General features: G+C 69.8%; 25 protein-coding genes. 13 read left to right on the forward strand and 12 right to left on the reverse strand.

Annotated elements, in window-relative coordinates:
• Positions 1 to 6: 6 nt before the first annotated feature.
• Together ASC61_RS12180 and ASC61_RS12185 are read right to left on the reverse strand one after the other, a co-directional pair.
• The gene (locus ASC61_RS12180) at positions 7 to 507 is read right to left on the reverse strand and encodes a hypothetical protein (RefSeq protein ID WP_056212247.1); all 501 of its coding nucleotides are present in this window, start codon (positions 505 to 507) and stop codon (positions 7 to 9) included.
• Between the two features lie 42 nt (positions 508 to 549).
• On the reverse strand, positions 550 to 1401 hold the full coding sequence (locus tag ASC61_RS12185) for an SDR family oxidoreductase (RefSeq protein WP_056212248.1): 852 nt from the start codon (positions 1399 to 1401) through the stop codon (positions 550 to 552).
• A 112-nt stretch (positions 1402 to 1513) separates the two neighbouring features.
• Here ASC61_RS12185 and ASC61_RS12190 point away from each other — a divergent pair, with 112 nt between their 5' ends.
• Together ASC61_RS12190 and ASC61_RS12195 are read left to right on the forward strand one after the other, a co-directional pair.
• Positions 1514 to 1879 (forward strand): winged helix-turn-helix transcriptional regulator, encoded by a 366-nt coding sequence (locus ASC61_RS12190; RefSeq protein WP_056212250.1) that lies wholly within the window; start codon positions 1514 to 1516, stop codon positions 1877 to 1879.
• 38 nt (positions 1880 to 1917) lie between these two features.
• A complete protein-coding gene (locus ASC61_RS12195) occupies positions 1918 to 2718 on the forward strand; it encodes an SDR family NAD(P)-dependent oxidoreductase (RefSeq protein WP_056212252.1) in 801 nt (266 codons plus the stop codon).
• A gap of 23 nt (positions 2719 to 2741) precedes the next feature.
• Here ASC61_RS12195 and ASC61_RS12200 read toward each other — a convergent pair whose 3' ends face one another.
• Positions 2742 to 3293 (reverse strand): mismatch-specific DNA-glycosylase, encoded by a 552-nt coding sequence (locus ASC61_RS12200; protein ID WP_056212253.1) that lies wholly within the window; start codon positions 3291 to 3293, stop codon positions 2742 to 2744.
• Between the two features lie 20 nt (positions 3294 to 3313).
• Entirely contained in the window at positions 3314 to 3493 is a 180-nt protein-coding gene (locus ASC61_RS12205; RefSeq protein WP_056212255.1) for a hypothetical protein, read from the reverse strand.
• Between the two features lie 104 nt (positions 3494 to 3597).
• On the opposite strand from ASC61_RS12205, the gene ASC61_RS12210 reads away from it, so the two are divergent.
• The 3 genes from ASC61_RS12210 to ASC61_RS19750 are packed head-to-tail and all read left to right on the forward strand — an operon-like array spanning position 3598 to position 5222.
• On the forward strand, positions 3598 to 4827 hold the full coding sequence (locus ASC61_RS12210; protein ID WP_056212258.1) for a cytochrome P450: 1230 nt from the start codon (positions 3598 to 3600) through the stop codon (positions 4825 to 4827).
• A 46-nt stretch (positions 4828 to 4873) separates the two neighbouring features.
• Positions 4874 to 5035, forward strand: a complete 162-nt coding sequence (locus ASC61_RS19745) for a hypothetical protein (protein ID WP_157439477.1) — start codon at positions 4874 to 4876, stop codon at positions 5033 to 5035.
• Positions 5036 to 5066: 31 nt separating this feature from the next.
• Positions 5067 to 5222 carry a hypothetical protein gene (locus ASC61_RS19750; protein ID WP_157439478.1) on the forward strand — a complete coding sequence of 52 codons (156 nt, stop codon included), beginning with the start codon at positions 5067 to 5069 and terminating at the stop codon, positions 5220 to 5222.
• Here ASC61_RS19750 and ASC61_RS12215 read toward each other — a convergent pair.
• Positions 5211 to 6071 (reverse strand): LysR family transcriptional regulator, encoded by an 861-nt coding sequence (locus ASC61_RS12215; RefSeq protein ID WP_056212259.1) that lies wholly within the window; start codon positions 6069 to 6071, stop codon positions 5211 to 5213. The two genes, ASC61_RS19750 and ASC61_RS12215, sit on opposite strands and share 12 nt — an antisense overlap.
• 74 nt (positions 6072 to 6145) lie before the next feature.
• Here ASC61_RS12215 and ASC61_RS12220 point away from each other — a divergent pair, with 74 nt between their 5' ends.
• From ASC61_RS12220 to ASC61_RS12240, 5 genes are all read left to right on the forward strand, one after another.
• The gene (locus tag ASC61_RS12220) at positions 6146 to 6682 is read left to right on the forward strand and encodes a cysteine dioxygenase family protein (RefSeq protein ID WP_056212261.1); all 537 of its coding nucleotides are present in this window, start codon (positions 6146 to 6148) and stop codon (positions 6680 to 6682) included.
• A gap of 85 nt (positions 6683 to 6767) precedes the next feature.
• On the forward strand, positions 6768 to 7457 hold the full coding sequence (locus ASC61_RS12225; protein ID WP_056212263.1) for a response regulator transcription factor: 690 nt from the start codon (positions 6768 to 6770) through the stop codon (positions 7455 to 7457).
• Positions 7454 to 9997 (forward strand): DUF4153 domain-containing protein, encoded by a 2544-nt coding sequence (locus tag ASC61_RS12230; RefSeq protein ID WP_056212266.1) that lies wholly within the window; start codon positions 7454 to 7456, stop codon positions 9995 to 9997. The genes ASC61_RS12225 and ASC61_RS12230 overlap by 4 nt, the downstream gene beginning before the upstream one ends.
• Positions 9997 to 10599, forward strand: coding sequence for a hypothetical protein (locus ASC61_RS12235; RefSeq protein ID WP_157439479.1), 603 nt, complete (start codon positions 9997 to 9999; stop codon positions 10597 to 10599). Before ASC61_RS12230 ends, ASC61_RS12235 begins: the two co-directional genes overlap by 1 nt.
• 179 nt (positions 10600 to 10778) lie before the next feature.
• Complete coding sequence (locus ASC61_RS12240; protein ID WP_056212269.1) at positions 10779 to 12131, forward strand: adenylate/guanylate cyclase domain-containing protein; 1353 nt, start codon at positions 10779 to 10781, stop codon at positions 12129 to 12131.
• A gap of 379 nt (positions 12132 to 12510) precedes the next feature.
• On the opposite strand, the gene msrA is transcribed toward ASC61_RS12240, so the two are convergent.
• Both msrA and ASC61_RS12250 read right to left on the reverse strand, forming a co-directional pair.
• Positions 12511 to 13146: a peptide-methionine (S)-S-oxide reductase MsrA gene (msrA, locus tag ASC61_RS12245; RefSeq protein ID WP_056212271.1), complete on the reverse strand. Its 636-nt coding sequence runs from the start codon at positions 13144 to 13146 to the stop codon at positions 12511 to 12513.
• Between the two features lie 30 nt (positions 13147 to 13176).
• Positions 13177 to 13920, reverse strand: a complete 744-nt coding sequence (locus ASC61_RS12250) for an ankyrin repeat domain-containing protein (RefSeq protein WP_235503548.1) — start codon at positions 13918 to 13920, stop codon at positions 13177 to 13179.
• Positions 13921 to 13998: 78 nt separating this feature from the next.
• Between ASC61_RS12250 and ASC61_RS12255 the strand changes: the two genes are divergently transcribed.
• On the forward strand, positions 13999 to 15102 hold the full coding sequence (locus ASC61_RS12255) for an AI-2E family transporter (protein ID WP_082530845.1): 1104 nt from the start codon (positions 13999 to 14001) through the stop codon (positions 15100 to 15102).
• A complete protein-coding gene (locus tag ASC61_RS12260) occupies positions 15099 to 15431 on the forward strand; it encodes an MmcQ/YjbR family DNA-binding protein (RefSeq protein ID WP_056212275.1) in 333 nt (110 codons plus the stop codon). Before ASC61_RS12255 ends, ASC61_RS12260 begins: the two co-directional genes overlap by 4 nt.
• Here the strand turns inward: ASC61_RS12260 and ASC61_RS12265 are convergent.
• The 3 genes from ASC61_RS12265 to ASC61_RS12275 are packed head-to-tail and all read right to left on the reverse strand — an operon-like array spanning position 15428 to position 17940.
• Positions 15428 to 16972 carry an MDR family MFS transporter gene (locus tag ASC61_RS12265; protein ID WP_056212276.1) on the reverse strand — a complete coding sequence of 515 codons (1545 nt, stop codon included), beginning with the start codon at positions 16970 to 16972 and terminating at the stop codon, positions 15428 to 15430. The two genes, ASC61_RS12260 and ASC61_RS12265, sit on opposite strands and share 4 nt — an antisense overlap.
• Positions 16969 to 17412 carry a MarR family winged helix-turn-helix transcriptional regulator gene (locus tag ASC61_RS12270; protein WP_056212279.1) on the reverse strand — a complete coding sequence of 148 codons (444 nt, stop codon included), beginning with the start codon at positions 17410 to 17412 and terminating at the stop codon, positions 16969 to 16971. The genes ASC61_RS12265 and ASC61_RS12270 overlap by 4 nt, the downstream gene beginning before the upstream one ends.
• 45 nt (positions 17413 to 17457) lie before the next feature.
• The gene (locus ASC61_RS12275; protein ID WP_056212281.1) at positions 17458 to 17940 is read right to left on the reverse strand and encodes a nucleoside deaminase; all 483 of its coding nucleotides are present in this window, start codon (positions 17938 to 17940) and stop codon (positions 17458 to 17460) included.
• 46 nt (positions 17941 to 17986) lie between these two features.
• Between ASC61_RS12275 and ilvA the strand changes: the two genes are divergently transcribed.
• Positions 17987 to 19177 carry a threonine ammonia-lyase gene (gene ilvA, locus ASC61_RS12280; protein ID WP_235503549.1) on the forward strand — a complete coding sequence of 397 codons (1191 nt, stop codon included), beginning with the start codon at positions 17987 to 17989 and terminating at the stop codon, positions 19175 to 19177.
• Between the two features lie 113 nt (positions 19178 to 19290).
• On the opposite strand, the gene greA is transcribed toward ilvA, so the two are convergent.
• Together greA and ASC61_RS12290 are read right to left on the reverse strand one after the other, a co-directional pair.
• Positions 19291 to 19794 (reverse strand): transcription elongation factor GreA, encoded by a 504-nt coding sequence (gene greA, locus ASC61_RS12285; RefSeq protein WP_056212285.1) that lies wholly within the window; start codon positions 19792 to 19794, stop codon positions 19291 to 19293.
• 64 nt (positions 19795 to 19858) lie between these two features.
• Positions 19859 to 20236 carry a DUF4307 domain-containing protein gene (locus tag ASC61_RS12290; RefSeq protein WP_162243672.1) on the reverse strand — a complete coding sequence of 126 codons (378 nt, stop codon included), beginning with the start codon at positions 20234 to 20236 and terminating at the stop codon, positions 19859 to 19861.
• Between the last annotated feature and the right edge of the window lie 8 nt (positions 20237 to 20244).

The raw sequence follows: 20244 nt of genomic DNA on the forward strand, positions 1-20244 counted from the left end.
CCGACGCTAGCGCCGGGACCTGACACGGACCACGCCCGCGACGGCGGCAATCGTCACCAGGAGCGCCAATGCTGCGACGACCACGGGCCTGCTCGACGCCGGATCGCCGACGTCGTCGGTGCCGGCGATCGGTGCGCGTACGTGGTCCGGTCGCAGGGACGTCGCGTCGTCAGCCGGCGCGATCGAGCAGGCATTCGTACGCAGCTTGGCGTCCGCGCCGATCACGTAGCGGGCGCCGCGTTCGAGGTCGGCGTCGTTCGAGCTCGACACGTTGGCCTGCGTCTGTCCGGAGAGCACCCGCACCGACGACGGCAGGTCGCGGCCGGCCCAGACCTCTTCGACCTGCATCGTCGTGTAGCCACCGGACGTCGTGCCGGCGACACCGAGGAAGATCGTGGCCGAGCCGGCCGGTCCGGCGCCGGCCGCGCACGAGGCAACGGCCGGCGAGGTGGCTGACAGCAGGACGCCGAGCAGCACCAGGACGAGGAACCGGGACGCGGGCCGCATGCTTCATGATGTCGGCACGGCGGCGATTCGTCTCGGTATCGGTCAGGCCAGGGCGCGGAGCGTCTCGACGAGCGGCGTGGTCGGCCGGCCGAGGAGTGCGCGCAGGTCGCCGTTCGTGAGGGCGAGGTCGCCCTGGGCCGTGGCGGCGTCGATCGCGGTGACGAAGCCGGCGGTGCCCTCGTCGAGACCGGCCTCGACGAGGATCGCGGTCTGCTGCTCCGGGGTGACCTGGCTGACCGTGATCGTGGTGCCGAGCACCTCGCTGAGCGCGGCGGCGAGCTCGGCCTGGGTCCAGGCGACGTCGCCCGCCAGCTCGTGGACGGGCTTGACCGGGCTGTCAGTGGTGAGCACGACGGCAGCGGCCTCGGCGTAGTCGGCGCGGGCGGCGCTGGCGACGAGACCCTCGCCGGCACTGGTCAGGACCGACCCGGTCTGACGGGCGGTCTCGAGCGTCTGGCCGTAGTTCTCGTGGTACCAGTTGTTGCGCAGCAGGACGTGGTCGATGCCAGCGGTCGCGAGGTACTGCTCGGTGGCGAGGTGCTCCGGGGTGACCGGCAGCGCGGACGTCTCGGCCTGGGGCGCGCTCGTGTAGACGAGGCGGGACACGTGGTTGGCGATCGCGGCATCGATCACGTTGCGGTGCTGGACCGTCCGCTGGCCGAACTCGTTGCCGGAGATCAGGAGAACTCGGTCGACGCCGGCGAGTGCGTCCTTGAGGGCGGTCGGGTCGTCGTAGCTCGCGACGCGGACGGTGATGCCCTTGGCGGCCAGCGGCTCGGCCTTGGCAGCGTCGCGGACGACGGCGACGATCTGATCGGGGGTCGTGCGCTCGAGCAGGGCGTCGACGACGAGGCTGCCCAGCTGTCCGGTGGCGGCGGTGACGGCAATGGTCATGGTGGTTCCTTCTCGGTTGGCGGTGCTGTCGAACGTACACTAACGAAATGAAAGCACCAACTCTGGGTTAGCACTAACGAACTGCTAGCATGGCCCCACAGGAGGACCACCCATGGCTGAAGATCCGCGACGACCGTTCGACGTGTTCAGTGGCGCATGCCCGTCGCGCGAGGTGCTGGAGCACGTCACGAGCCGATGGGGATCCCTGACGCTGGCGGCACTGAGTCCTGAGCCGGCGCGCTTCGGCGAGCTGCGGCGGTGTGTCGACGGGGTCAGCGACAAGATGCTCTCGCAGACCCTCAAGGCGCTGGAGGCGGACGGCCTGGTCGAGCGGCACGTCAAGTCGACGCTGCCGCCCCATGTCGACTACCGGCTGACGCCTAACGGCGAGACGGTCGCTGCCGCGGTCAAGGAGCTGATCCTCGCCCTCTACGCCGTGATGCCTGAGGTCATGGAGACCAAGGCGCAGTCGGCCTGACGCACTACTCTCGGTGCACGACGTCGAGAGGACCCCTCATGGCCAGGTTCGAGATCCAGGGAGCGCGAGCTCTCGTCACGGGCGCGACCGGAGGCCTTGGCCAAGCGATCGCCAGGGCGCTGGCGGCAGAAGGCGCAGAGCTCGTGCTCACGGGCCGTCGTCGCGATGTGCTCGATCCTCTCGCGGCCGAGCTCGGTGCCTCGGCGATCGCGGCCGACCTCTCGGATCTCGATCAGGTCGCCAGGCTCCTCACCGAAGCAGGCGACATCGACGTCCTGGTCGCCAACGCGGCGCTGCCGGGATCAGGCGACGTCCTCGACTACTCCCACGAGCAGATCCTCCGCAGCCTCACGGTCAACCTCGAGGCGCCGATCCTCATGGCGCGTGACTCGGCCGAGGCGATGGTCGCCCGGGGGCACGGACACATCGTGATGATCGGGTCGGTGTCCGGCAAGATCGCCTCTGCCGAGGCGGCGATGTACAACGCGACCAAGTTCGGGCTGCGCGGGTTCTCGCTCGGGTTCCGCCAGGACCTCGCCCGGCACGGCGTCGGGCTCTCGCTCGTCGAGCCCGGATTCGTACGCGACGCCGGGATGTTCGTCGAGTCCGGCGGCACCCTGCCGAAGGGGCTGCGGACCGTCACCCCGGAGGCCGTGGCGCGCAAGGTCGTCAAGGCGATCCGGCACAACAGCGCCGAGGTCGTCGTGGCGCCGGTCGAGCTGCGGGCGGGCGCGTCGTTCGGCGCGTCGTTCCCCACGATCTCCGCGACGTTGCAGCGGCTCGGCGGCGGCGAGAAGGTCTCCAGGTCGATGGTCGAGGGCCAACGCGACAAGCGGTGACCCACTGCGGCCGAGGTGCCGGGTCAGATCACGCCGGCTGCCGACGCCGCTTCCCGATAGGCCGCGGCGAGCGAGTCCACCGACTCGTGCGCGTTGAGCCCGCTCGGGTTCGGCACGACCCACAGCTGCGCATCGCCGATCGTCTCGTCCTGCCGACCGGCGCGGGCGGCCTTGCGGCCGAATGCGACGCGGTACGACGTGATGCCGGCGATCGCGACGACACTCGGGCGGTGCTCGGCCACGAACGCCTCGAGGCGCGAGCGCCCCGCCACCAACTCGGCGGCATCGAGCTCGTCGGCGCGTGCCGAAGCGCGTGCCACGATGTTGGTGATCCCGACGCCACGATCCAGGAGCACGGGTCTGGCCTCCTGCGGCGTCATGATGTCGGCGGGCAGGATTCCGGCGAGTCGAAGTGCTGGATAGAACCGGTTGCCCGCGCGGGCGAAGTGCAGCCCGGTCGCGGCGCTCACGAGGCCGGGGTTGATGCCGACGAACAGGAGCCGGAGGTCATCGCCGACCAGGTCCGGAATCGTCCGTCCGGCGTACGAGAGCAGCTCCTCGCGGGTGTAGCCCATCGGGCGAAGCTAGCAGGCGTTCATACGTCGTCGTCGAGGTCCGGGACGACGCGCTCGCCGTCAGGGACGATGCCCTGTGCGTCATCGTCGGGCCACGCGCTCTCGGTCTGGGCGGCTCGATCGCCATCGGGGACGAGGTCGGCCGGATCGCCCGGCTCCTCGGGGATGTCGAGGTCCGGGTCTTCTGGTGGGACGGTCATGAGTCCTCCTGGAGTCGGTCTTGAGCTCGGGCGTACCCGCGGAGCCGGCGGGATAACCCGTCGGCCGGTGCATGTCTCGGGCTCCGGGGGGAACCATCTGGGGCATGGCAGCCTCGACAGCACTGGCCTCCAGGGCCCTGGCCTTCGGCCCCGACAAGTCGCTTGCGCTGTTGCGCGACGGCTATCAGTTCTGGCAGAACCTGCGTGACCAGCGAGGCAGTGACGTCGTACGCGCGAGGCTGCTCCACGAGCGGGCCACGTGCATCAGGGGCGGCGACGCGGCGAGATTCTTCTACGAGGAGCCGCGACTGGAGCGGTCGTCGGCGCTGCCGGCTCCCATCGTGGGGACGTTGTTCGGTCATGGTGCCGTCCACACGCTCGATGCGGACCAGCACGTGCACCGCAAGAGCCTGTTCACCGATCTGTTGACGGCCGAGGCCGTGGGCGCGATCGCCGCCGAAGTCGGCCGGCGGTGGGACGAACGCGCGCCGACGTGGCGAGGCGAGACAGAGCTGTTCGAGGAGGCCAGCGCGATCCTGCTGGGCGCCGTCGGCGCGTGGCTCGGTCTGCCGATCCATGCCGAGGACGCAGCGGGCCGAGCGGCGGACATGCTCGCGATGGTGGATGGATTCGGGTCACCCGGCGCGCGACACTGGCGGGGACACCGGGCCCGCGGTCGGACCGAGCACTGGATGGAGGGGGTGCTCCAGGACATCCGTGACGGGGGATCCCACGAGGCGCCGATCGGGACCGTGGCGCTGTTCCGCGACGGCGGCGGCGAGCTGCTCCCCGTGCACACGGCTGCCGTCGAGGCCATCAATCTCGTACGCCCGACCGTCGCGATCAGCTGGCTGCTCAGCGGGGTCGCGCTGGCGTTCGACAGCTGGCCGCACCTGCGCGAGGACCTGGCGTCCGGCACGATCTCGGCGCTCGACCTCGCACAGGAGGTGCGGCGCTGCTATCCGGTCGCTCCGTTCCTGGCGGCCCGGGCGACCGAGGACCTCGAGTGGTCCGGCGAGCCGATCCCGGCCGGGTCGCTGGTGGTGCTCGACCTGTGGGGCACCGACCACGATCCGCGCATCTGGCCGGACCCGTTCAGGTTCGATCCCACGCGGTTCCAGCAGACTCCGGTCACGCCGTTCAACCTCGTGCCGCAGGGTGGTGGTGACCGCAACCGTGGACATCGTTGCCCGGGCGAGGACGTCACGCTCGCCGTCCTGATAACGCTGATCCCGCGCGTCGCCGGGCTCTCGTACGCCGTGGTGGGCGAGCGACCGGGGCTGCGTCGCATGCCCCCGAGGCCCACGTGCCGCATCGATGTCCGGTCGGCGTAGGGCGACCTCGTTGCGGGTACGCGAAGAGCGAGGAGAGGAGAGCTCCATGACCACGATTCCCGACGACCCGGTCTCGACGCCTCCGGACGGCGAGCCGAGCCTCGATCCCGGCGCCCCGGCGCCGGCGGAGCCGGACGGCGAGCCCGATCCCGGCTCCGAGCCGTTCACGCATCCCGCGACCGGCCCCGAGACCAGTCCCCAGCGCTAGGCTTGGCGGACCAGCCCGAGAGGACCCCGCGATGCCCTACGTCATCGGTGCGCTCGCCGTCGGCTTCCTCGCGCTACTGATCGTCGGCGCGCTGACCGGCCGGGTGCGGATGTCGGCCTGCTGCACCGTCGCCGACCCGAGGCGCGACCTGCGCATGCGTGGCGCGTACGAGACCTCAGACGAGTGATGTCAGTACGTCGAGGAGGGCGGCCGTCGGTGGCGGGTCAGGCGGCTCGCCATACGTCGCTGCGTAGACGTGCCGCGGCGCGCCCGGCACCTCGTACGCGTTGACGTCGGGGTTGCGGTGCCCGCGGAGGGCCAGTCCGGGGATCGTCGCGACCCCCATGCCGGAGGCGACGAGCGCTTGGATGCCGACCATGTCGTCGGTCGTGAAGGCGACCTCGGGCTCGAACCCCTCGCGGTTGCACAGCTCGACCAGGTGGGCCCGGCACCGGACACAACCGGCGACCCAGCGGCCGTCCCGGTGCTGGGCGACGGTGTCGCGATGGTCGGTCGTCAGGAGGTACGTCGGATCGTCCAGCAGGTGCATCAGCCGGATGCCAGGAGGATCGGGCTCGGTCTCGTCGTAGCGGAACACCACGGCGACATCGACCTCTCCGGCACGCAGCATCGCCATCGCCTCGGGCGGGTGGGTGTCGACGAGGTCGAGCCGCAGGCCCGGATGGCGTGTCGCCAGCTCGGCGGACGCCTCGGGCATCAGCGCGACGAGTGCCGACCCGAACACCGCGACCCGGACCCGGCCGGCGCTGAGGCCGACGTGGGCCTCGAGCTCGGCCGACGCCGACTCCACCCGGCCGAGGATCTCGGTGGCCCGCTCGGCCAGGACGAGTCCGGCCTCCGTCAGCTTGATGCCGCGGCCCGCCCGCTGGAACAGCTGCGCTCCGGTCTCGGCCTCCAGGCGCGCGAGGTGATGGCTGACCGAAGGCTGCGAGTAGTGCAGCTCGGCGGCGGCCGCCGTCACGGAGCCGTGCCGAGCCACCGCAGCGAGGACGCGGAGGCGGTTGAGGTCGAGCATTCATCAACTCTATCGATGTTTTCGCAGCGGAATTGGCATTGGACGTGATGAATCAGCGGCCGCATCCTGAAGTCATGAACGCCACGACATACCCGACACAGCCGGCCCGGGTGGGCCTGCCCGAGCTCCTGGACGGCATCCGGGACCAGACCAGCCGGGGCCTCGACCCCCGGCGTACGGCGCTGGCGGTGGCCGACGTCCTGCGGGAGCACACGCCCGGCGTCGAGCTGCTCACCGCCCGGGAGCGCCTCGGCGACCCGGACGAGCTGGTCAGCCACGTGCTGCACACCGAGTCGGCATTCTCCGTCAAGGCTGTCGTGTGGCAGCCGGGTCAGCTCACCGCGATCCACGACCACCTCGCCTGGTGTGCGTTCGTCGTGCTGCAGGGTGTCGAGTACGAGACGCTCTACCGCGACCACGGTGACCACCTCACGGAGATCGGGCGGGCGGCGAACGGTCCCGGTGAGGCCAGCGGTTTCGCGCCTCCCGGCGACATCCACCGCGTGCACAACACCGGCGACGTCACGGCGATCTCGCTGCACGTCTACGGTGCCGACCTGGGCGCCGACGGCGCGAGCGTGCGGCGGGAGTACGACCTGCCGGTGCGCTGACCAGCCCGTACGTCCCTGACAACCTGCACAGGATCTTCACGAGTCGACCCCGATTCCCGGCCAGCAGCGCTCCTACGCTGAAGGCATGACCGCACCCCGCCGCATCCTCGTCGTCGAGGACGAGCCCATCATCAACGGAGCGGTCACCGACCGACTGGTCGCGGAGGGCTACGACGTCGTCCGTGCGTGGGACGGGCCCGGTGCGGTCGAGGCGTTCGGCACCCACGAGCCGGACCTCGTGGTGCTCGACGTCATGCTGCCGGGGTTCGACGGGCACGAGGTCTGCCGGCGCATCCAAGCCGTGCGGCCCGTGCCGGTGCTGATGCTGACCGCCCGCGACGACGAGGCCGACATCCTCGTCGGGCTGGCGGTCGGCGCCGACGACTACGTCACCAAGCCGTTCCGGATGCGGGAGCTCGTGGCACGGGTCGCTGCGCTGCTGCGCCGCGTCGATCGCGCCGTCGAGCTCGCGGGCGAGGGTCTCGCTGATCTCGGCGACCTGCGCGTCGACCCGGGCGCCCGACGCGTCTGGGTCGGCGACGACGAGGTCCACCTGACGCCCACGGAGTTCGACCTGCTGCTGTGCCTCGCCGCCAGTCCCGGCGTCGTGCTGACCCGCGAGCACCTGCTCGCCGAGGTGTGGGGCTGGTCCGACGCCTCTGGCACGCGTACGGTCGACAGCCATGTCAAGGCGTTGCGCGCCAAGATCGGTGCCGAACGCGTCCGCACGGTGCACGGCGTCGGCTACGCGCTCGAGCCCGGGACCGATCGATGAGCACACGTCCGCTCGACCAGGTCCGGTCGGTCAAGGTCAAGCTCGGTCTCCTGGTCGCCGCGAGCGTGACCGTCGCCTCGATCGTGGGGACGATCGGCTCGGCCGGAGGGGTGCCGATCTGGCTCAGCATCCCCGTCACGATCGCCCTCGCGCTCGCCGTCACCCAGCTCCTCGCCGTCGGGATGACCTCGCCGCTGCGCGAGATGACCGTCGCAGCGAGGCGCATGGCGACGGGGGACCACTCGGTGCGCGTCGCTGCGACGTCACGGGACGAGGTCGGCGAGCTGGCGCGGGCCTTCAACCGGATGACGGAGGAGCTCGCGGGTGTCGACCGGCAACGCCGTGAGCTGGTCGCCAACGTCAGCCACGAGCTCCGCACGCCGCTGACCGCGCTCTGCGCACTGCTCGAGAACCTCGCCGATGGCGTCGCCGACCCGGATCCCGAGACGCTGCGCGCCGCTCTCGACCAGGGCGAGCGGATGACCGCGCTCGTCACCGACCTGCTCGACCTGTCACGCGTCGACGCGGGCAAGGCGCCCCTGGACCTGCAAGACGTCGCCGTGGCGCCGCTGCTGCAGGGCGCCGTCGCGGAGCTGCGCATCAGCGGCCGCGACGTGACGTACGTCGTGGAGGTCAGCCCGCCCGACCTCGTGGCGCAGGGTGACCCGGCGCGGCTGCGGCAGCTCGTCGCCAACCTGCTCGACAACGCCTCGCGGCACAGCCCGCCCGGCGGGACCGTGACCGTCCGCGCTGATGTCTTCGGCGACCACTGGCACCTCGTCGTCGCCGACCAGGGCCCCGGTGTCGCCCCGGCGCACCGCGATCGCGCCTTCGAGAGGTTCGGCACGCTGTCGGACGTCGACGGGGGCGGCGGGACCGGTCTGGGCCTGGCGATCGCCCGCTGGGTCACCGACCTGCACGGCGGGTCGATCGGTTTTGCCAACCCGGAGCCCGGTGAGTCGGGGGCACGCGTCCTGGCCGACCTCCCGCTCAACCCCACCCCCACCCGTACGAAGGAGAGCCCGATGACCGAGTCGACCGCTGCACCGACGACGGCCCCGCTGCCGTCGTACGAGCCGCTTCCCTCACTGACGGACAGCACGTTCGGCGCCTTCTGGCCCGACGACGGCGTGCCCGGCGACGTACGGGTGCTGCTCGGCGCGCTCGGGGTCGGCGTGCTCGCGGGAGCCGTCATCCCGTTCCGCGATCACGGGCTCGGCGTCTTCCTGGTCCTGCTCGCCGCTGGTGCGCTGCTGCTGGGCACGAGCCGCCACCGGCGCGACCCGTTCACCCTGACCTGCGCCGGGCTCTGCGGATTGCTGTCGATCGTCGTGCTGCTCCGGGACGCGGAGTGGATCGTCATGCTGTGCCTGCTCGCCGGGGCGGGCCTCTGCCTCATCGGCCTGGTGCGTGGCCGCAACGTCCTGTCGTTCGTGCTCGCCGGGATCGCGTGGCCGCTCGCCGGCCTGCGTGGCATGCCGTGGCTGGGGCGTACGCTCCGGCGGATCACCGGCATGGGTGGCGGCGCGGCCCTGGTACGCACGGCGGTGCTCTCGATCGTCGGCGTCACGGTATTCGCCCTGCTCTTCGCCTCGGCCGACGCCTTGTTCGCCGAGTGGGTCGGCGCCGTGGTGCCCAACGTCGGTTCGGCCGAGTTCGCGCTGCGCGCCTTCGTCGCGTTCTTCGTCGGCGGGGTCGTGCTCGCCGGGGCGTACCTCGGGCTCAACCCGCCCGAGGTCAACCGCGCCGAGCGGGCACCCCGCCCGGTGGCGCATCGCTTCGAGTGGCTCGCACCGGTGCTGGTCGTCGATGCGGTGTTCGCGGTGTTCCTCGTCGCCCAGGCCGCGGTGATCTTCGGCGGTCACGACTACCTCAGGCGTACGACCGGGCTGACCTATGCGGAGTACGTCCACCAGGGCTTCGGGCAGCTCACCGTCGCCACCGCGCTCACGCTCCTCGTCGTCTGGGCGGCGTCGCGCAAGGCGCCGCGGGAGACGCCGTCGGACCGGGCGTGGATCCGTGGTTCGCTCGGCGTGCTCTGCGTGTTGACGCTGGTCGTGGTGGCGTCGGCGCTCTATCGGATGCACGTCTATCAGGAGGCGTACGGGTTCACCGGGTTGCGGCTCCTCGTCGATGTCTTCGAGGGCTGGCTCGGCGTCCTCGTGCTTGGCACGCTCGCCGGCGGCGTGGCCCTGCGGGCGGTGTGGCTGCCGCGGTTCGCACTGTTCAGCGGTGTCGCGCTGCTGCTCGGCCTCGCCGCGATCAACCCCGACGCGTGGGTCGCGCGGCACAACATCGATCGCTACGAGACCAGCGGCAAGGTCGACTGGACGTACCTCCGATCGCTGTCCGACGACGCGCTCCCCGTGCTGGCGACGCTGCCGCCGGACCTCGTCGAGTGTGCGGTGTCGCTCGACGGTCGTACGCACGACGACTGGCTCGAGTGGAACCTCGGCCGCTCCCGGGCCCGCTCCGCGATCGCCGATCACGCGGGGGAGTGGCGCCAGGACCCGGTCTGCCCCGGCCAGACCAACAACTGATGCGACTGCTGGAGTGGTCACCGCGTCAGTCTCGGCCACGTTGTTGGGCGGCGGCGTTCGGAATCGCGGCGGTGGTTCTCGGCGGATGCGCGGTGGTGCTCTCGGGGCTTGCTCCCGACAACACGATCCTGATGCTGGGCCCGTTCCAGTCGGGCAAGGTGATGGTGCTCCTCGTCGCCTCGGCATTCCTTGCTCTTGGTCTGGCCGTTGTCATGCCGGTGACGATCCTGTGCCTGCGACGCGGGAAGTGGTGGGGTGACCTCCTCGCCGTGGCGTTGTGGATTCCTGCCCTACCGTGCGCGGGCATCGCCTTGCTGGTCACGAGCCTTGCGTATGGCGCCGAGCCTGACACGCACAGATTCACCGTCGAAGGCCGTGAGTACCTGCTGACGTCGAACCTCGGGTTCCTCATGGCGACCGACCAGACCTATCTGGACCTGTACGAGAAGCAGGGTCGTCTCTATCGCCGCACCGGTCGGAATCTGGAAACTGCGGACACCGGCGCCTTCGACCGCGAAGGATTCACCATCGATGGACGAGGGGAGGCGTCGCTGGTCTATCGGGGAAGCTCCGGCGAGATGGAGCGGGTCACTCTCCCGTAGGCGACTTCTGACCAGCAACGGAGACGGGGTGTTCGCCGAGCAAAGTTGTCCGTGGGGCATGACGTATCGCCGATTCGCTGCTTTCATGGAGGTGGGAAGGAGCGCGGGCGACACCCTGGCCAGCGAATGGCGGCCAAGGAAGCCCGTGACCTTTTCGGGGCAACCGAGCAGGGGACGGCATGACCCGGACACGCGATCCCGCCCACGCGTTGCTCCTCGGAGGCCTGCGTTTCGAGAGCCGCGACACCGAGCGCGCCTATCGGCGTTGGCGCATCGACACCGTCACGCCGTTCGTGCGGATCGGCTACATCGGTTCGGCGCCGAGCTGGATCCTGCTGCTCATCGCCATGATCGTCCTGGATCCGCACGCCGCACACCGCGCAGCGGGGTGGGTGGTCGGCTGGATCGTCCTGCTCGTCGTGCTCACCGGGCTGACCGTGCCGCCCACGCTGCGCCGCACCGTGATGCCGCTGGCCGCCGCAGCCAACTGCCTGGCGGGCTTCCTGGTCGTCTGGCTGACGTCGGAGGTCGCGCTCACCGGCGAGGTGGTGCAGACGCGCGCGGGAGTCATGATCGCTGGCCTGCTCGTCGTGATGTTCTTCGGCTACGGCATCTTCCGCATCCCGCCCGGCGTGGCCATGGCTGCCGTGACCCCCTACGCGGCATTCGGGTCGTACCAGCTGCTCCAGAACTACAACGGCGGGGAGCTCAACGGCGTCGAGGCCGCCTCCCTGGCCGCGGCGGAGTGGATCGCGTACCTCGGATGCCTCATGGTCTGCGTCGTCATCGAGATCGTCGAGCGGCGGGCGTTCTGCAAGGACCAGATCATCGACGCGCAGCAGCAGGAGCTGCGCCACAGCCGGGAGACCATCCGCCGCTACGTGCCCCGCGCCGTGTTCGAGCACATCGTCAGCGGCGACACGGTCGGCATCGACGTGCCCACGCGTCGACGGGTCACCGTCCTGTTCGCCGACCTGGTCGGGTTCACCGATCTCGCGGACCGGGTCGAGGCCGAGATCCTGACGCAGGTGGTCAACGACTACATGACGACCATGAGTCAGCTCGTCGACGAGCACGGCGGTCTGGTGAACGAGTTCGCTGGTGACGGCCTGATGGCCCTGTTCGGGGCACCCGACGCGATGGATGTCGAGGAGCAGGCGGCCAGCGCGGTGCGGGCGGCGCAGGCGATGCAGAACGGGCTCCCATCCCTCAACGGACAGTGGCAGCGGCTCGGTGTCACCGACCCGATGCGGATGCGGATCGGCATCGACACCGGCGTCCTGAGCGTCGGCAGCTTCGGCTCCGAAGGGCGGATGACGTACACCGCGATCGGCCTGCACACCAACATCGCGGCCCGTCTCCAGGCACAGTGCGAGCCCGGCCGGATCCTGCTGAGCGACCACAGCTGGCACCTCGTCAAGGACCGGATCGCCTGCGAGCCGGTCGGTCAGGTCCAGTGCAAGGGCGTGCACTACCCGGTGCTGGTCTACTCCCCGTCAGGCGCGCCCGGCCTGGACCCAGTAGGAGGCTGAGGGCGCGGGAGCGGTTCGCTAACGATGAAGGGCGCCAGTCCACTGCTCGGCAGAGACACCCAGCGTCGACCGGACACCCCTGTGACGACCCAGGCTAGTGGTGGTCGGCATCGGCGGCTCTGAGCCGCTGGCCGAGTTTGCCACGCCCGGGTCCGTTCGTCGGTGAGTCAGGTCGAACCGCAACGGTGCGGGTACGACCTAAGTCACCGCTCCGGGGCGCACCCGGCCACCTCGTTCAAGGCGGTGAGTCAGGTCGAACCGCAACAGTGCGGGTACGACCTAAGTCACCGCTCCGGGGCGCATTCGGCGACCTCGTTCGAAGCGGTGAGTCAGGTCGAACCGCAACGGTGCGGGTACGACCTGAGTCACCGCTCCAACCTCAGGCGTACGAGACGCCCGTGGCGTGCAGCGGGCAGTAGCCGAACGGGTTCTTGACCAGGTACTGCTGGTGGTAGTCCTCGGCGTAGTAGTACGTCTCGAGCGGCAGGATCGACGTGGTGATCTCGCCGTAGCCGGCCTCGGTCATCCGCACCTGGTAGGCCTCGCGGGACGCCTCGGCCTCGGCCTGCTGCTCGGGCGTCGTGGTCAAGATGACGGAGCGGTACTGCGTGCCCCGGTCGTTGCCCTGCCGCATGCCCTGTGTCGGGTCGTGGTTCTCCCAGAACACCTTGAGCAGGTCCGCGTACGTCACCTTGGCCGGGTCGAAGATGACCCGCACGACCTCGGCGTGCCCCGTGCGACCGGTGCAGACCTCTTCGTACGTGGGGTTGGGCGTGACGCCGCCGGCGTAGCCGACGGAGGTCGACCAGACGCCGGGAACCTCCCAGAACGTCTTCTCCTCGCCCCAGAAGCAGCCCAGGCCGAAGACCGCGACGCCGAATCCTTCGGGCGCCTGCGTCTCGACGGGGTTGCCGAGCGTGAGGTGCGTCCCGCCGACCTGGTAGGGACGGCCCTCGCGGCCGGGGAGGGCGCTCTCGGCGCCCGGGAGCTCTGACTTGCTGCGACTGAAGATCATGGTTCCACCTCTCGAATCGAGTCTACGGATTCACGCCCGCTCGAGGATTCGAGCGATCGTGACGAAGCCGTGACGCCGTGCATGCTCCAAGGGAGTCACGCCGGCGCGATCGGCGATCGACACGTCCGAACCGTGGTCGACCAATGACTCAACAATGCGCTGCCACGGTCTTGTTCCCTTGCCGAGGATCACGGCCTCGAGCAGGGCGGTCCAGCCGAGGTCGTTGACGTGGTCGACCTCGATGTCGGTGTGGTCCAGCACGTACGCCACGTAGTCCGCATGCCCGCGCTCGCTCGCCGGGATGTGCGACAGACCGCCGAACCGGTTGCGGATCGTGAGGTCCGGCTCCGCCGTCAGGATGACCTTCGCCATCGCGACGCTGCCGGTCACGCCGGCGACGAGCCACGGGGTGTCGTGCCGGTCGTCGAGGGCGTCCGGGTCGGCACCTGCGGTGACAAGGGCGCGCGCGACCCGGACGCGGTCGTGCGTCACGGCGAGCAGGAGCGGCGTACGTCGGCGCGCATCGCGGACCTCCGGGTCGGCGCCGGCCGCGAGCAGCTGGCTGACCTCGGCGACCCGGCCCTTCGCCGATGCCGCCAGGAGCCGCGTACCCAGCTCGGCGCCGGACAGCGATGCGTACGGGTTCGGGGTCGCGGTCACCGTCGGCGTCGCGGTCGAGGGGGTGGAGGACGGCTCGGGCACGCGGTCAGGCGACGAGCACGCCGTCACCGTCAACGCGACGACGACCGGCACGACGGACAGGACCTTCTTCACGTCGAGTTGAACTCCCCGGAGCGCCGGGAGGTTCCGACGGCAACACACCACTAGGCTCCTGCGCATGAGGTGTGGGTCGTGAGGGAGCGCTACCAGGTGCCGATCGGGGTCGAGATCGCCACGCAGTGGGCCTGGCGGATCCTGGTGATCACGCTGACCGTGCTGGTGGGCGTGTTCTTCCTCCGCTACTTCTCCGAGATCACGGTGCCGCTCGCGGTCGCGGTGCTCGTCACCGCGCTGACGATCAACCTGGTCGACTGGCTGGAGGCGCACCGGGTCCCGCGGATCGCCGCCACGTTCATCGTCGTCATCACGTTGCTCATCGCGTTCTTCGGCATGCTCGCGATCGTGGGTCAGCAGCTCGCGACCCAGGCCACGGATCTGCGTACGAGCGTCGTCGACGGCATCTCCAAGATCCAGGACTGGGCCAAGACCGGGCCGCTCAAGCTCAGCGACGACCAGATCCAGACCTGGATCGACAACGCCAAGGAGTCGATCCAGTCCAGCGACACGTCCCTGATCACCCGCGTCGGCGAGGTCGGCACGACGTTGACCCACCTGTTCGCGGGGTTCTTCATCGCGTTGTTCTCGACGTTCTTCTTCCTCTACGAGGGCAACCGCATCTGGAGCTGGGTCGTCGCGCTGTTCCCCCGCGGTGCACGTGAGCGGGTCAACTCCTCGGGCCACACGGCGTGGGCGTCGCTCACGGCGTTCGTACGCGCGACGGTCATCGTCGCCTTGACCGACGCGATGGGCATCGCGTTCGGCGCCTGGGCGCTCGGCGTGCCGTTGACCTTTGCGATCGGCGTGCTGGTCTTCCTCGGGGCGTTCATCCCGATCATCGGTGCGCTGCTGTCGGGCATGGTCGCCGTGCTGGTCGCGCTGGTGGCGCAGGGACCGTGGACCGCGCTGTTCATGCTGCTGGTGGTCATCGCGATCCAGCAGATCGAGTCGCACGTGCTGCAGCCGTTCCTCATGGGCCGCCTCGTCGCGGTGCACCCGCTCGCGATCATCTTCGCAATCACGGCCGGAGTCGTCGTCGCCGGAGTCGTCGGCGCACTCATCGCGGTGCCGCTGGCGGCCTGCCTCAACGGTGTCGTGCGCCACCTCGCGATGGTCGCCGAGCAGTTCGACGACGAGCCACCTGACGACGAGAACGAGCCGTTGCCAGGTCTCGCATGACCGACGTCCATGCGGTGTGCCTGGCCCTGCCCGGCGCGTCGTTGACGTTCCCGTTCGGCGAGGAGACCGCGGTGTTCAAGGTCGGCGGCAAGGTCTTCGCGATCACCGCCGCAGAGTCACCGACGCACGTCACGCTCAAGGCCGAGCCCGAGGAGGTCACGGGCCTCGTCGACACGTACGAGTCGGTGGCCCGTGGCTATCACATGAACAAGAAGCACTGGATCACCGTGCAGGTCGACGGCGCGCTCCCGGCCGGCCTCGTCGAGGAGCTCGTCGAGGACTCGTACGACCTGGTGGTCGACAACCTCCCCGCCCGCGACCGCCCCTAGATCTCCGTCGCCTCGGCCGGTACCGGGGTGTCGCGCGTGCGCAGCGGGATCTCCTTGATGAACAGCGAGATCACGAACGCGATGGCGACGATCGGCAGCGCGGCGATGAAGACGTCGTGCAGAGAATTGGCGAAGGCCTCGATGACCTTGGACTGCAGCGGCTCGGGCAGCGCGTGGATCGCCTGCGAGTCGTTGGTGTTGATCTTCGGGGCGTCGCCGCCGCGGCCGACCGTCGCCGCGAGGTGGTGCGTCAACCTGGTGTTGAGCACGGCGCCGAAGATCGCTGCGCCGAACGCGCCGCCGAGGGTCCGGAAGAACGTGATGGTCGAGGTCGCGATGCCCATGTGGCGGGGGTCGACCGAGTTCTGGACGATCACGGTCAGCAGCTGCATCGTCAGGCCGAGTCCGGCGCCGAGGATGAACATGCCGAGGCCGATGCGCCAGTATCCGCTGTCGGCGTTCGCCGTCGACAGCACCAGCAGGGCGCCGAAGACGACGACGGTGCTCGAGATCGGCAGCGGGCGGTAGCGGCCGGTCTTGGTGACCCAGTTGCCCGACGGGATCGAGGTGCAGAACAGTCCGGTCACCATCGGCAGCATGCCGAGGCCCGACCTGGTCGGCGACATGCCCAGGACGATCTGGAGGTACAGCGGCACGAAGATGATCGCGCCGAACATCGACATGCCCATCACGATCGACATCGCATTGGTCGTGCGGAAGATCGAGCCGCGGAACAGCTCCATCGGGATGATCGGCTCCTTCGCGCGCAGCTCGATCACGATGAACAGGGCGGTCAGCACGACCGCGGCGCCCACGAGGGCGAGCCCGAGGTTCGAGCTCCAGCCGTGGTCCGGGCCGGCCCACGAGACGTACAGCAGCATCGAGGAGACCCCGGCGACCAGGACTCCGGCGCCGAACCAGTCGATGACGTGCTCGCGACGGGTGTGGGGAAGCTTGAGGGCGTACGACGTGACGACCAGCGCGACGATGCCGATCGGGACGTTGAGCCAGAAGATCCACTCCCAGCCCGGCCCGTCGGCGAGCCAGCCGCCGAGCAGCGGGCCGGCGACACTCGACGTGCCGAACACGGCACCCATGTAGCCCATGTAGCGACCGCGCTCACGCGGCGGGATGACGTCGCCGATCGTGGCGAACGCGAGCGCCATCAGGCCGCCGCCGCCGATGCCCTGCAGCGCACGGAAGCCGATGAGCTCCTCGATGTTGCGGGAGAACCCGCACAGCAGGGAGCCGACGAGGAACGTCACGATCGCGATCTGGAAGATCAGCCGGCGGCCGTACAGGTCGGAGATCTTGCCCCACAACGGGGTCGAGGCGGTCGAGGCGAGCAGGTACGCCGTGACGACCCAGCTGAGCTTGTCGAGACCGTTGAGGTCGGAGGTGATGCGGGGGAGGGCTGTGCCGACGATGCTCTGGTCGAGCGACGCGAGGAACATGCCGGTCATCAGCCCACCGAGGATGACCAGGATCTGGCGGTGGGAGAAGTACGTCGGTGCGGCGACGTCAGGGGTGGTGTCTGTCATGAAGTGGCTCCGAGTGAGGCAGTGAGGCGGGTCAGGTCGTGGCGGAGGCGTTCGCGGTCGGCGTCGTCCCAGTCGGCGAGCGCTGCGGTGAGGAAGGCGCGGCGCTGGTCGAAGGACTTCTTGAGGCTCGCGGCGCCGGCGTGGGACAGGGCGATGATGCGGGCGCGGCCGTCGACCGGATCGGGCTCGCGCTCGATGAATCCGCGGTCGCCGAGCTGCTGGACGTGCCGGCTGACGGTCGAGGCGTCGAGCTGCATGGCCTCGGCGATGTCGCCGAGACGCATCGAGCCTCGGCACTTCAGCGTGTAGAGCAGGGCGGCCTGTGACGGGTCGACCGTGTCGCCGTCGATGCGCGAGCGGAATCGGCGGCCCATCGCCAGCATGAGCTGCATGAAGGCGTCCTCGGCCGTCGTGGCGGCGTCAGCGGGCTGTGTTTGCATGACGCAACCATATAACAGGTTGTGACATGCAACCAAATAGCGTGGTCAGGGATCGAGACGAAAGCGGCGGTGCAGGGCGTGGACCTCCTCGTCGAGGCCCGGCACCGGGCCCTCGACGACGACGCCGGGTGCCACGTCCTGGATCGGGATGGCGCGTACGGGGGACGGGCCGACGCCGAGGTCGCTGAGCCAGGCGCTGGTCTGGGCGGACGAGCTGGCGAAGACGATCCGGCCGAGCCCGACCCACCCGTGCGCCGCCGAGCACATCGGGCAGTGCTCGCCGGACGTGTAGACCGTCGCAGCTGCCCGCTGCTCGGGGTCGAGATGCGTCGCCGCCCAACGCGCGAGCGCGAACTCCGGGTGCTGCGTCTGGTCGCGCTCGGACGTCTCCCGGTTGCGGTCCTCGGCGAGCACCGCGCCGTCACCACCCACCAGGACCGAGCCGAACGGCTCGTCGCCCGCCTCGATGGCCTCGGCGGCCAGCTCGACGCAGCGTCGCAGGTGCTTCAGGTCGTCATCGCTCACCATGCCTCCGAACGTACCGCCGTACAGCTGCAGCCACTACGTTGGTGAGGTGGATCTGAATGACGTGAGGGCCGCCCGCAAGCTTCTCGACGGGGTCACCGAGGTGACTCCCATGGCGCACTCGCGCTGGCTCAGCTCACGGACGTCGACGCAGGTGTTCCTCAAGGCCGAGAACCTCCAGCGCACCGGCTCGTTCAAGATCCGCGGCGCGTACGTCCGCATCTCGCGGCTCAGCGAGGACGAACGTGCCCGCGGTGTCGTCGCGGCGAGCGCCGGCAACCACGCCCAGGGCGTCGCACTGGCGGCGTCGCTGCTCGGCATCAAGGCGACGATCTTCATGCCTGTCGGTGCGGCGTTGCCCAAGGTCGCGGCGACGGAGGGCTACGGCGCCGACATCCACTTCCACGGCACCGGCGTGACCGAGGCGCTGGTGGCTGCGCGCGAGTTCGCGGAGCGTACGGGGGCCGTGCTGATCCATCCGTTCGACCACGAGGACATCATCGCGGGGCAGGGCACGCTCGGTCTGGAGATCCTCGAGCAGTGCCCCGACGTCAAGACGATCCTGGTGCCGCTCGGCGGGGGAGGGCTCGCCGCCGGCGTCGCGCTGCTGCGCACGGAGCGGCCCGACCTGCGCGTCATCGGGGTGCAGGCCAAGGACGCCGCCGCCTATCCCGCCTCGCTCGCGGCCGGCAAGCCGGTCACGTCACCGATGGGCATCACGATGGCCGACGGCATCTCGGTGGCGATGCCGGGCGACATCCCGTACGCGATCCTCGAGTCGCTGTGCGACGAGGTGTTGACCGTCAGCGAGGAGTCCATGAGCAGCGCGCTGATCTCGCTGCTCGAGCGCGCCAAGCTGCTGGTCGAGCCGGCCGGTGCCGCTGCGGTCGCGGCGATCCTCGAGCAGCCGGACGCGTTCGACGGGCCCGTCGTCGCGGTGCTGTCCGGTGGCAACATCGACGCGCTGGTGCTGCTCGACGTGATCCGGCACGGCTTGGCCGCCGCGGGGCGTTTCCTGCTGTTCCGGGCGCGCATCTCCGACCGGCCCGGCGAGCTCATGCGGCTGCTGACGGACCTCGCGGAGATGCAGGTCAACGTGCTCAACGTCAACCACGACCGGGCCTCGGAGACGTTGGGCGTCGGCCAGGTGGACGTGGACGTCCAGGTCGCGACGCGCGGGCCGCAGCACCGCTCGGAGATCCGCGACCGCCTCGTCGAGCTCGGCTACGAGCTCGTCTGAGCCTCGCCTCCTGCTGGAGCGGTGAGCCAGGTCAAACCGGGAACACCCGGGTTCGACCCAGGTCACCGCTGCTACAGCGGGGTTCGACCCAGGTCACCGCTCGACGCTCAGGGTCAGAACGGCTTGGCGTCGACGACCTCGACGGTGATGTTCTTGCCGTTGGGCGCCTCGTAGGTCGCCTCGTCGCCCTGCTTCTTGCCGAGGATCGCCACGCCGAGCGGCGAGGTCGGCGAGTAGACGTCGATGTCGACGCTGGAGTCCATGCTGAGCAGCTCGCGCGAGCCGAGCAGGAACTGCTCGGTGTCGGTGTCGCCCTTGAAGCGGATCGTGACGATCATGCCGGCCTCGACCAGGCCGTCGTCGGCAGGCTTGTCGCCGACCTCGGCACGGCGCAGCATGTCCTCGAGCTGGCGGATGCGGGCCTCGGTCTTGCCCTGCTCCTCGCGGGCGGCGTGATAGCCGCCGTTCTCCTTGAGGTCGCCCTCGTCGCGCGCAGCGGCGATCTTGGCCGTGATGTCGGCGCGCACGTCGCCCTTCAGGTGCTCAAGCTCCTGCTGCAGACGCGCGTATGCCTCCTGGGTCACCCAGATGGTGTCGGTCTCGGTGGGCTGAGTCATGTGAGCGCTCCTTTACGTGCTGCACCCCAGGCGTACGCCCGGGGTGAACCTCCAACGTTAGCACTCAAGTCTTGGGTTCACACGTCTTCAGCACACCGGTGACAGCTCGTCGCTCGGTCTGAACATCGATCGTGATGCGGGTCTTCTCGGCGGTGCCCCGGGACACGTCGACGGTCTTCTCGCCGACGATCGAGTGGTCGGCGGCCTGCGCGTAGACGGTGCAGCGTACGGCCAGGGGATCGGGCCGGATGACGTCGACCTTGAGCGTCACGAGGTGGTCGCTCTTGACGTCGTAGCCCCACAGACGGCCCTTGACCGGCTCGTCCTGGAAGCCGACCCACGCGGCGAACGAGATGCCGATCGCGATGCCGATCGCCGCGATGGCGGGCCAGAACCAACGGGGTCGGGTCCGGGTGCCATAGCGGGAGCTGAGGTCGGTCACGCCTGCCA

It is taken from the genome of Aeromicrobium sp. Root344, assembly GCF_001425755.1.
Classification (GTDB): domain Bacteria; phylum Actinomycetota; class Actinomycetes; order Propionibacteriales; family Nocardioidaceae; genus Aeromicrobium.